Raw genomic sequence first — 7,500 nt, 5'->3', positions numbered from 1 at the left:
CCGCTGCCTTTTTCACACGGCGCCTTCGCCGCCGCGCTTTCGTAGAATGCCGGTCCCTTTCCGATGGACCCGCTTTCCCCCATGCGTCTTCTCCACACCGCCGACTGGCACCTCGGGCAGACTCTGCACGGCTTCGCGCGCGAGCACGAGCATGCGCGATTCCTTGATTGGCTTCTCGACCGGCTCGAGGATCGGGCCGTCGATGCGCTGGTCATCGCCGGGGATGTGTTCGACGGGCAGAACCCGCCGATTCCGGCGCTCGGCCTGTTCTACCGGTTCCTGGCGAAGGCCAGGGCGCGCTGCCCGGCGCTGGACATCGTGGTGGTCGCCGGCAACCACGACAGCGGCAGCCGTCTGGAGGCGCCCTCCCCGCTGCTGACGGAGATGGGGGTGCGGGTGGTCGGCGCCCTGCCGGTCGACGGGGACGGCGGCTTCGCACCGGAGGGGCTGGTGGTCCCGCTGACCGGCCGCGACGGTACGGTCGCCGCGCGCTGCGTCGCGGTGCCCTATCTCCGCCCCGCCGACCTGCCGCCGTTGAGCGAGGAGGAGATCGCGGCGGGCGCCGACCCGCTGGTCGAGGGGGTGCGCCGGGTCTACGCCGAGGCCGCGGAGGCCGGGCGGCGCGCCTTGCGGCCCGGCGAGGCGCTGATTCTCACCGGCCATTGCTACATGCGCGACGGCGCCCTGTCCGAACTCAGCGAGCGCAAGATCCTCGGCGGCAACCAGCACGCGCTGCCGGTGGACGTCTTTCCCGAGGACGCGGCCTATGTGGCGCTCGGCCATCTGCACCGGGCCCAGGCGGTGGGAAGGCGCGAGTCGGTGCGCTACAGCGGCTCCCCCCTCCCGCTGGCGGTGGACGAGGAGCCCTACCCGCATCAGGTGGTGCTGGCCGACGTCGCGGAGGGACGGCTGGTCGGGGTCGAGGCCCTGCGGGTGCCCCGCTTCGTCGCCATCCGGCGCATCCCCGGCGGCGGGCGGTTCGCCGCGCCGGAGGATGCCCTGGCGGCGCTGGCCGCCCTGGAACTGAGCGATGAGCTGCCGCGGGAGGCTTGGCCCTACATCGAGGTCTCGGTCGAACTGCCGGCGCCCCGTCCCGCCCTGCGCGAGGAGGTGGTCGCGGCGCTGGCCGGGCGTCCGGCGCGGCTGGTGAAGCTGGCCCTGCGGCTGACCGGCAGCGGCGAGGCGCTGGCCGAATCGGTGCCTCTGGCCGATCTGGCCGATCTGGCGCCGGAGGACGTGTTCCTCCGGCTCTACCGCCGCCATCACGAGGGCGAACCGGAGCCGGCGCTGCTCGCCGCCTTCCATGAACTGGTCGCGACCGTGCAGGAGGGTGCGTGATGCGGATTCTGGCGATTCGCGGCTGCAATCTGGCCAGCCTGGACGGGACCTTCGCGGTGGAGCTGGCCGGCGGGCCGCTGCGCCACGCCGGCTTGTTCGCCATCACCGGCCCGACCGGTGCGGGCAAGAGCACGATCCTGGACGCGCTGTGCCTCGCTTTGTTCGACCGCATGCCGCGGCTGCCGGACGGGCGCGGCGTGGCGCTGGGCGCCAGCGGAGACACCGACGCCATCAGCACCACCGACGTGCGCAGCGTCCTGCGCCGCGGCGCCGGGTCCGGCTGGGCCGAGGTGGACTTCGCCGGGATCGACGGCGCCGCCTACCGGGCGCGCTGGGAATTGCGGCGGGCGCGGCAGAACGCGCGCGGCCAGCTGCAGAAGCAGACGATGAGCCTGACCGCGCTCGCGGACGGCAAGCGGCTGGGCGACGGCAAGACCAGCGTGCTGGACGAGATCTCCAACCGGCTGGGGCTGAGCTTCGAGCAGTTCCGCCGCGCCGTCCTGCTGGCCCAGGGCGATTTCGCCAACTTCCTGAAGGCCCCGGCGACGGAGCGCTCCGCCCTGCTGGAGCTGCTGACCGGCACCGAGATCTATTCCCGCATCTCCGTCGCCGCCCACGAGCGCGCCCGCGAGGAGCAGCGGGCACTGGAGGCGCTGGAGGCGCAAGGCGCGGGCATCGGCGTGCTGACCGACGACGTGCGCGCCGCCCTGGACGCCGAGGCCGCCGCCGCCGCCGAGGCGGTCCGGCGGGAGGAGGCGGCGTTCGAGCAGGCCCGCGCCGCCGTCGCCTGGCACGAGCAGGACGCCCGGCTGTCCAAGGCGGAGGCGGACGCCGCCGCGGCGAACCTGCGGGCCGAGCGGGTCTGGGAGGAGGCCGGGGTGCGGCGCGAGGAGGCCGCTCTGCTGCGCCGTCTCCAGCCGATGCGGGCCCGGCTGGGCGAGGCCGACCGCTGCGCCGCCGCCGCCACGGAGGCCGGCGAGGCTCTGGCCCGCGCCCAGGCCGCGGTGGCGGAGGCGCAGGACCGGCTGGCCCAGGCCGAGGCCCGCCATCGCGCGGTGCGCGGCGCCTATGAGGAGGCCCGTGCTGCCATCGACGCCGCCGAGCCGGAGCTGGAGCGGGCCGCCGCGCTGGACGCCGAGATCGCCGCGCTGGCCGGCCAGCAGGCCGTGGCGCTCGCCGACGCCGCGACCGCGGAGGCGGACGCCAAGGGGATTGGGGAGCGCTGGAGCGTCACCCGGACGGCGTTGGAACGGGCCCGCGCCGACGCGGCGGAGCGGGAGGGCTGGCTGGCCGGACAGACGGCGCTGTTGCCGGTGGCCGACCAGTGGGCGCGCTGGGAGGCGCTGCTGCTGCGCCACCGCGACTCGGCAAGGGCGGCACGGGAGGCCGAGGGGGAGGCGGACCGGGCCGCCGCCGAGGCCGCCGCCCATGAGGCGGAACGGACCCGCCTGTCCGCCGTCCGGCAGGACGCCGCCGCGCGGCGCGACGAGGCCGAGCGGGCGCTGGCCGCGCTGAAGGGCGAGGCGGTGGAGTCGTTGGACACCCTGCGCGGACGCCGCACGGCGCTGGCGCAGCGGCGGGACGGACTGGCGGCCTTGGCCCAATTGGCGGAGCGGGCCGCGCGGCTGGCGGCGGACGCCGCGGAGGCCGAGACGGAACGGGAGCGGCAGCGCACCGCCGCCGCGGACGGGGAAACCCGCGCGGCGGACACCAAGGCCCGGTTGGACCAACGTCGGGCGGCCTTGGCGGAAGCGGACAGCACCCTCCACCGGCTGCGCCTCGCCCGCAGCGAGGATGTGGCGTCGCTGCGCGCCCAGCTGGCGGAGGGCGAGGCCTGCCCCGTCTGCGGCGCCACGGAGCACCCCTGGGGCGCCGGGCACACCCCGCTCGACCGGCTTGCCGAGGAGCAGGAGCGCCACGTCGCCGCACTGCACGCCGAGGTGACCGGGCTGGCCACCGAGCAGGGCGCCCACACCGCCGCGGCGCGCGCGGCACGGGAGCGTGCAGCGGCTTTGGACGGACGGCTGGCCGCCCTGGCGGCCGACCGGACGGCGGCGGCGGCGCGCTGGGCGGAGCGGGCGCCGGAGGCCGGGTTGCCCGCCGAACCGGACGCGGAGACCGTCGCCCGGCGGTTGGCCGATGTGGACGCGGAACTGGCGGAGGCCGGACGGGCCGAGGCCAAGGCGCTGGACCACAAGGCGCGGGTCGACGCGGCGGTGCAGACGTGCCGCGAGCGGGACGCGGCGCTGGCGGAGGCCGAGCGGGCGATCGAGACGCGGGCCCGCCAGGGCGACGCCGCCCGCCACGCCGAATCGCTGGCCGTGGCGCGGCGCGACCAGGCGGCGGGCACCCGGACGGCGGCGCGGGCCGAACTGGCCCTGCCCTTCGCCGGGCTGGAAGGATGGGAGAGCGCTCTCGACCGTGATCCGGATGGATTCCGTGAGACGCTCAGCGGGCGGGCCGCCGAGCTGCTGCGCCAGCGCGAGGGGTTGGCCCAGGCACGGCGGGACGTGGAGGCCCTGGAGCGGCAGGCCGTCACCAAGGCGGCGGAGCTGGAAGGGGCGCGGCAGGCCGAGCAGGCGGCCCGGCGGCGCTGTGAGGGTTTGGCCGCGACTCTGGCGGAGCGGCGCGCGGCGCGGGCGTCCCTGCTGGGCGGACGGACGGTGGCCGCGGTGAAGAAGGATCTGGCCGACGCCTGCCAACGCGCGGAGGCCCTGGTCGAGCAGGCTACGGTCGCGCGCCAGGACGCGGCGGCCCGCCTGTCCGGGGCGGAGCAGACCGTCGCCACGCGCGGCGACTCCGCCCGCCGCTGCGCCGCCGAGGCGGACGCGGCGGCGGACGCCCTGGCCGCCGCGGCGGAGCGCTGCGGCGTGACGGTGGAGGCGGCGCGTGTCCATCTGGTCCGGGACGAAGGGTGGTTGGCCGAAGAGGAGCGGGCGCTGGCCGCGCTCGAGTCGGCCCGGCGCGAGACGGCGCTTCTGGCGGCGGAGCGGACGCGGCTGCGCCGGGAGCACCACGGCGTCGGACGCCCCGCCCTCGACGCGGGGGAGGCCGGCGCGGCCATGCCCGAGGCCGGCCGGCGCCTGCAGGAGGCCCGCGGCCGGTTGGGCGAGGCCCAGGCCCGGCTGCGCGCCGATACGGAGAACCGCGGCCGCCTCGCCGCCATGCTCGACCGGGTGGAGGCGCAGCGCAAGGCGCAGGGGCTGTGGGCGACCATGGCGCAGCTCATCGGCTCGGCCGACGGGCGGAAGCTGCGGAACTTCGCCCAGAGCCTCAGCCTCGACCTGCTTCTTGTGCAGGCGAACCGCTATCTGTCGGATCTCGCCCGCCGCTACCGGCTGGAGCGGGTGGGCGGCGCCGACCTGGAGATCCAGGTGGTGGACGGCGAGATGGGCGACGAGCGGCGCGGCGTGCACAGCCTTTCCGGCGGCGAGATGTTCCTGGTGTCGCTGGCCCTGGCGCTCGGCCTGTCGGCCATGGCGGGCGGCGGCGGCGGCGGAATCGGCACGCTGTTCATCGACGAGGGGTTCGGCACGCTGGACCCCGGCAGCCTGGATCTGGCGCTGTCCTGCCTGGAGGCGCTCCAGGCCACCGGCCGGCAGGTGGGCGTCATCAGCCACGTCCCGGCGCTGGTGGAGCGGATCGGCGTGCAGGTGCGCGTCACCCCGCAGGGCGGCGGGCGCAGCGCCGTGACGGTCTCCCGTGGGGCGCTGTCGGCGGGAGAGGCGACGGCGGAGCGGGAGTTGCTGCTGCCGCTGTAGCGCCGCCGGTCCGGGTGGCGTCAGGCCAGACGGAAGGCCAGATAGGTGTCGGCGCCGACCTGCCCCGGCATGGTGATGACCGAACCGACGGCTTTCCCGGTGAAGGTAATGCTGCCATCGATGCTGCCATTGCCGTCGAAGTCGATGTGCGCCGTGGCGCCCTTGAACCCCTCGGCGCCCGCCATGGACTGCCAGGTGAGCGTTGACACCCCCTGCCTCCACCCCCAGGCGGTTGCCCACTCGTTCGGCTCGAAATCGGTGATGGTGGACCAGGTCACCCCCCCGCCACGCCCGTCCAGGAAGAAGGTGTCGGTACCGGAACCGCCCGTCAGGAAGTTCGAGCCGGTGCCGCCGTCAAGAACGTCGTCGCCGTCCTTGCCATCCGCGGCGTCGTCGCCGGCGCCCAGGTTGAAGAAATCGCCGACGTTGCTGCCGATGATGATCTCGATGGACCTGGTGCCCAGGAAGAGGTTCTTCAGCGTAACGACCGGGCCGACATAGATCTCCATCTGCACCTCGCGGCTGGAGGTGCCGTCGCTCACCACCGCGCGCCGCTCCGATTCGGGGGCCGGCGGAGCGCTCGAGATGTAGGAGTCGTTGGCCAACAGGGCGTCCTTCAGCCAATAGGCGTGACCGCCGAGCGCTGTGGCCCCGATGGCGGTCGACACGACGCCGACGGCGAAGACCTTGTCTCCGGAACTGTAAAAGATCGGCCCGCCGGAATTACCCGGATTGATCTCCAGATCCCCGTTCACATAGTAGACCGTATCGACGGTCGAGCGGCGGATGGTTCCGCTGTCGAAGGTTTCGTAGCGCCCGTACTTGGTGGGATAGCCCAGCACGCTGGCCGGCCCCCCGCCGTAGCCCCAATCGATCCCGAAGTAACCGTAGGTGTCGCCGATCGGTTGGGACAGGGTGAGCAGGGCGACGTCGATCTCCGACCCGCCCTGGGTGGTCCTGTAGAAGTCGCCGGTGAAGAGTTTGCCGTCCGCATCCGGGTCGAAGTTGGTGAAGAATTGGGCTTTGGCGACGCCGTAGGAGACGTTGTCCGATTTGCCGGGGTTGTAGGACGGGTAGATCTTCAGGCTGCTCGGCTTGCCGCCGAGAGCGCCGTTGTAAACGACGTGGGAGGCGGTGATGACGTCGTTGCGGCCAACGAGGAAGCCCGAGCCGACAAAGGTCCGGCTTCCCCAGGTGGCCTCGATCGAGACCACGGCGCGCGCTGGGTAGAGATCGTCGTCGACCCTGTAGGACATTGGAACCGGTTCCTTCGCGGCAACCGCTGCGACGATCGCGCCGGATGGTTGCAACCGGTGAACAATGTCACGTCTTGGCCGTGTCCTTCAACGGCGTTCGTCGCCCTCCGACGCCGATCCGCCCGCATCACACAACCGCAACTCCCCACCCGCGAACCCTTGGTCGCGTTCCCTCAGCCGCGGACGGGACGCAGGACGAGGTGCTTGTTCGACGGCACGGCCGGTGCCGAGGGACGCAGGACGAGGCCCTTGGAGGTCGGTTCGATGTTGGCGTCGGGATAGACGGCCATGACGTCCTTCAAGGCTTCCTTCAGGCGGAAGGCCAGGACGCGGTGCTCGCTGACCGAGCCGAAATGCTGCGACAGGGCGTGCCAGGGCACCACCGTCTGCTTGTCCAGCCGGTGCAGGCGGTGGACCAGCCACACATAGGCGTCGAGCGCCAGGGCGGAGTTCTTCAGCTTGGCGATGGCGTGCTCGTCCAGCGGGACGGCGTGTTCCATCAGATGCTCGAAGAAGCTCTGGGTCAGGCGGACGAAGCGCACCCACTCGCCGCCGGTGCGGAACAGGTCGGGCGTGTCCTCCTCGTCCCGCCACAGCTTGATGCCGTCGATCAGGCGCTGGTCGGAGATTTCCGCCGTCGAGGGGCCGGTGGTGGTGCGCAGGGTGAATTCGCTACGGGCGATCCGCAGCACCTGCTCGCGCACCGGCTTGTAGTTCCCGCGCTCGCCGCCCGTGGGCGCCAGCCCGAGACGGCGCAGCCACGCGCTCATGCTCGGCCCCAGATCCACGTGGGCGCTGCGCGTCTTGCGCGCCTCGGTCTGCAGATAGATCATGATCAGGCGCGCCTTGGCGCCGTAGGGAACGCCGACGTCCAGGACCGTGCCGTCGCGCAGCGGCAGGATGCCGGGGCGGACGACCAGCTGGTACTTGCCGTTGTTGCGCACCCAGGGGGCGGTCTCGTCCTTGGGCTTGCGGTGCGGCAGGGAGGCTTGGCAGAAGCCGGCGTGGAGATAGCCGATCGCGTCCATCTCGTTGGACAGCGCTTCATGGGCCATCATCACACGGCGGCGCTCCTTGGGGTCTTCGGTGCGGGCAAGAACCGCCTCGAATCCCTCCAGGGTAAGCTGCTCGTGGATTTTCGCCAT

The 7,500-nt window shown here is 73.3% G+C and carries 4 protein-coding genes; 2 read left to right on the top strand and 2 right to left on the bottom strand.

All coding sequences use genetic code 11. The annotated features are described in order from the left end of the window. Positions 1-81: 81 nt before the first annotated feature. Together ABVN73_RS13210 and ABVN73_RS13205 are read left to right on the top strand one after the other, a co-directional pair. Positions 82-1,338 (top strand): exonuclease SbcCD subunit D C-terminal domain-containing protein, encoded by a 1,257-nt coding sequence (locus ABVN73_RS13210; RefSeq protein WP_353860143.1) that lies wholly within the window; start codon positions 82-84, stop codon positions 1,336-1,338. Beyond that, on the top strand, positions 1,338-5,099 hold the full coding sequence (locus tag ABVN73_RS13205) for an AAA family ATPase (protein ID WP_353860142.1): 3,762 nt from the start codon (positions 1,338-1,340) through the stop codon (positions 5,097-5,099). The genes ABVN73_RS13210 and ABVN73_RS13205 overlap by 1 nt, the downstream gene beginning before the upstream one ends. A 20-nt stretch (positions 5,100-5,119) precedes the next feature. On the opposite strand, the gene ABVN73_RS13200 is transcribed toward ABVN73_RS13205, so the two are convergent. Together ABVN73_RS13200 and ABVN73_RS13195 are read right to left on the bottom strand one after the other, a co-directional pair. After that, entirely contained in the window at positions 5,120-6,355 is a 1,236-nt protein-coding gene (locus tag ABVN73_RS13200; protein WP_353860141.1) for a serine protease, read from the bottom strand. A gap of 173 nt (positions 6,356-6,528) precedes the next feature. Continuing rightward, positions 6,529-7,500, bottom strand: a complete 972-nt coding sequence (locus ABVN73_RS13195) for a replication protein RepA (RefSeq protein ID WP_014197970.1) — start codon at positions 7,498-7,500, stop codon at positions 6,529-6,531.

It is taken from the genome of Azospirillum formosense (genome assembly GCF_040500525.1).
Taxonomy (GTDB): Bacteria; Pseudomonadota; Alphaproteobacteria; order Azospirillales; family Azospirillaceae; genus Azospirillum; species Azospirillum formosense_A.
Note: the sequence above shows the minus strand (reverse complement) of the source record. Positions and strands in the feature narration are given on the sequence as shown.

Excerpts from the sequence above, each read along its gene's own strand:
- ABVN73_RS13200 (WP_353860141.1), bottom strand. The coding sequence starts at position 6,355 with ATGTCCTACAGGGTCGACGACGATCTCTACCCAGCGCGCGCCGTGGTC.
- ABVN73_RS13195 (WP_014197970.1), bottom strand. The coding sequence starts at position 7,500 with ATGGCGAAAATCCACGAGCAGCTTACCCTGGAGGGATTCGAGGCGGTT.
- ABVN73_RS13205 (WP_353860142.1), top strand. The coding sequence starts at position 1,338 with ATGCGGATTCTGGCGATTCGCGGCTGCAATCTGGCCAGCCTGGACGGG.
- ABVN73_RS13210 (WP_353860143.1), top strand. The coding sequence starts at position 82 with ATGCGTCTTCTCCACACCGCCGACTGGCACCTCGGGCAGACTCTGCAC.